General features: G+C 69.5%; 3 protein-coding genes. 2 read left to right on the top strand and 1 reads right to left on the bottom strand.

Going from position 1 to position 2,910, the window contains the following annotated elements; translation table 11 throughout:
* The coding region (locus tag HAV18_RS39520) for a TerC family protein (RefSeq protein WP_166966434.1) at nt 1–388 on the bottom strand (388 nt) is incomplete at its 3' end.
* A 108-nt stretch (nt 389–496) separates the two neighbouring features.
* Here HAV18_RS39520 and HAV18_RS39515 point away from each other — a divergent pair.
* Together HAV18_RS39515 and HAV18_RS39510 are read left to right on the top strand one after the other, a co-directional pair.
* Nucleotides 497–1,390: a LysR family transcriptional regulator gene (locus tag HAV18_RS39515; protein ID WP_166966433.1), complete on the top strand. Its 894-nt coding sequence runs from the start codon at nt 497–499 to the stop codon at nt 1,388–1,390.
* A gap of 227 nt (nt 1,391–1,617) precedes the next feature.
* The gene (locus HAV18_RS39510; protein WP_166966431.1) at nt 1,618–2,709 is read left to right on the top strand and encodes a DUF2242 domain-containing protein; all 1,092 of its coding nucleotides are present in this window, start codon (nt 1,618–1,620) and stop codon (nt 2,707–2,709) included.
* Nucleotides 2,710–2,910 lie beyond the last annotated feature (201 nt).

The following is a 2,910-nucleotide window of genomic DNA, read 5'->3' as shown; positions in this document are numbered from 1 at the left end:
TCAGGCCGGCCGCGCCGCCGGCACCGCCCGAGCCTTCACCGTCGTGCGACACGTGGTGATGGATCTCGGTGGTCGCCTTCCAGACGAGGAACAGGCCGCCCGACAGCAGGATCATGTCGCGCCACGAGAACGCATGGTCGAACAGCGTGAACACCGGTTCGGTGAGGCTCGCGATCCACGCGACGCTGCCGAGCAGCGCGAGGCGCATCACCAGCGCGAGCGCGATGCCGAGGCGCTGCGTGCGGGCGCGCTGCGCTTCGGGCAGCTTGTTGCTGAGGATCGAGATGAAGATCAGGTTGTCGATGCCGAGCACGACTTCCATCACGACGAGCGTCAGAAGCGCAGCCCAGACGGCGGGGTCGGCGGCAAGCGTCAGCAGGTAGTCCATGAAATGGGCCGATACGAAAGTGGAAAGCCCGATGATATGCCGCCCCGAGCTTCGGAAAAATCAGAGAGAATCTGATTTTTGGTTCGGTTTTTCCGATATATCGATCCGATGCTCAATTTCCGACATCTGTACTATTTCTGGGTCGTCGTAAAGGAAGGCGGCTTTGCGCGCGCGGCCGGGCGGCTCGACATGGCCGTGCAGACCATCAGCGCGCAGGTGCGCGAGCTCGAAAAAGCGCTCGGGCACCAGTTGCTGCGCCCGGCCGGGCGCGGCGTCGTGATGACCGACGCCGGCCAGGCCGCGTTTGCGCGCGCAGAGGCGATCTTCGAGATGGGACGGCTGATCCCCGACGAAGTGCGCGCGGCGGCCAGCCAGCCGACCGTACGCCTCGCGGTGGGCCTCGCGGACGGCATCTCCAAGCTTGCCGCGCACGCGATCCTTGCCCCGGTGCTGGATACCCCCACGCTGCGGCTGCTGTGCCACGAGGGCGAGCACGACGCGCTGCTCGCGGAGCTCGCGCTGCATCATCTCGATCTCGTGCTGGCCGGCCAGGGCGCGCCGTCCGGTTCGAACCTGCGCGTGACGAGCGAGCGGCTCGTCGCGTCGCCGGTCGACTGGTACGGGCCCGCGGCACTCGTCACGCCGGCCGCGCGGCAGCACTTTCCGCAGTGCCTCGCCGGCCTGCCCGTGCTGCTGCCGACCGCGCATTCGGCGTTGCGCGCGCGCCTCGACCAGTGGCTGGAAGGCGAGCGGATCGTACCCCGCGTGGCCGGGGAATTCGAGGACAGCGCACTGATGGCCGTGTTCGCGGCGCGCGGCCTCGGCGTGTTTCCGCTGAGCGAACTCGGCGCGAACGATGCGTCGCTGCTGCGCGGGTTGCGGCGGCTCGGGCGCGCGGGCGACGTGACCGAGGAGATCCACGCGATCCGCTCGCGCCGCGGCGAACATCATCCGCTGACGTCGCAATTGCTGGCCGCCGCGCGGCCGTCGCCGGCCAGCTAGCGCCGGTTCGCGCTCGTTCCCGCCGGTAACGGCGCGCCGGAACCGTCATCGGCGGAAACAGCTTCCGAAGCGAGCGCGACATCAAACGAAACTATAATGACGCCCCGGCCATCCGAGATTGCCACGCGCCCGTTACCGGCCCCGCCCTTGCGCGACGGCCGCCATCCGGTTGCCGCGCGACGCGCGCAACCCGGCGCAGCATCTCGCCGAGCCTTCTGAAAGACGCCATGCACAACCGATTTCGCCTGTTTTCCGTTTCGTGCGCGCTCGCGGCCGCGACCGTGCTGGCGGCGTGCTCGTCGCCGCCCAAGCCGATCTACCAGCAGGAACAGTTCGACGCGACGAGCAGCCCGTATGCGCATACGTTCCACTCGAAATCCGACGCGGCCTGCGAGGCCGCGCGGCGCGCGCTGCTGAGCCAGGGCTATGTGGTGTCGTCGTCGCGCAACGATGCGGTCGACGGCAGCAAGAATTTCCAGCCGAACAACGACATGCACGTCGTGATCGAGTTTCACGTCGTCTGTGCGGACGCGAACGCGGACGGCTCGTCGAGCATCGCGTACGTCAATGCGGTACAGGATCGTTACACGCTGAAGAAGTCGAATACGTCGGCCAGCGTGGGCCTCAGCGTGTTCGGCTCGCTGTCGCTGCCGATCGGTTCGAGCGACGACGCGCTCGTCAAGACCGCCAGCGAGACGATTCCCGCCGGCGTGTTCTATGAGCGCTTCTTCAATCTCGTCGAGCATTTCCTGAAGATCGACCCGGCCCGCCGCGACCGCGCGACCGTCAAGGCCGCCGAGAAGGAACCCGTCACGCCGCTGCCTGAACCCGCGCCGACGCCGCAGGGCGAGCCGATGAAGATGACGACCCCGGCCGTGCCGACGCCGCCCGCGGCGCCGGTGCCGCTTTCGCTGCCGGTCGTTGCGCCCGAGTCGGGCGCGAACGCCGTGCCGGCCGCGGCGTCGGCCGTGGTCGCGCCAGCGGCAATGCGTGCTGCCGCGCCGGTGGCGGCGTCTGCTTCGGGGTTGGCACCTGCTCCGGCCGCTGCGTCGACGCCCGCGCCGGCGATGACACCTGCGCCGGCGTCCGGATCGGCATCCACGCCAGCCTCGACACCCGCGCCGGCATCCGCTTCCAGCCCGGCATCGACGCCCGCCGCTTCCGCACCGGCCGCTGCGACGCCCACACCGGCCGCGCATGCACCCGCGTCCACCGCATCGGCCGCCGTATCGGCATCGGCGCCCTCGGGCACATCGCCCGTGCCTGCCGCCGCCAACCCCGTCGCATCGTCGGGCGCGAGCGCTCCGGCCGCAAACTGACCGGCCGCCCGTATCGTCGCGCCCGGCCGCAACCGGCGCAGCGCGACGATACGCACCCTTCCCAGTCAATCCTCACTGGAATTTCCACGCTGCCTGCTGCCTGCTGCCTGCTGCCTGCTGCCTGCTGCCTGCTGCCTGCTGCCTGCTGCCTGCTGCCTGCTGCCTGCTGCCTGCTGCCTGCTGCCTGCTGCCTGCTGCCTG

The organism is Burkholderia sp. D-99 (assembly GCF_011605345.1).
Classification (GTDB): Bacteria; Pseudomonadota; Gammaproteobacteria; order Burkholderiales; family Burkholderiaceae; genus Burkholderia.
This window is presented reverse-complemented; position numbering and strand designations above follow the sequence as displayed.